This window comes from Pseudomonas typographi (assembly GCF_014694385.1).
GTDB classification, from domain to species: domain Bacteria; phylum Pseudomonadota; class Gammaproteobacteria; order Pseudomonadales; family Pseudomonadaceae; genus Aquipseudomonas; species Aquipseudomonas typographi.
This window is the reverse complement of record NZ_JAAOCA010000170.1, coordinates 1-255: the sequence shown is the minus strand read 5'-3', so window position 1 is coordinate 255 and position 255 is coordinate 1. Positions and strand designations below refer to the sequence as shown.

The 255-nt window shown below is 62.0% G+C and carries 1 pseudogene; it reads right to left on the bottom strand.

The features are described 5' to 3' along the window. Positions 1–255, bottom strand: a pseudogene (locus tag HAQ05_RS28985) (hypothetical protein); the annotation flags it as partial.

Here is a 255-nt window from a genome sequence, read left to right as displayed (position 1 = left end):
TCAGGCCCGAGTAATACAGGCCGTTGCCAGTTGCGTTATTGGCCGTCGCGCCAGAAGAGACGCCCCAGCAAATTTGGGTGCCATCGGCAAACCGAACATAGTTGCCTGCCGAGTTGCTTCCCTGCTCAATAATCGCGCCCGTCGGCACGCCCCCAGACTGCGATACGGTACCCAGGATGGCCGCGACCGCAGCAGAACCTAGACCCAGCGCCGATCTCTGGTTCGCCTGGCTGTTCGCCGCCAGCAATGTCCTGG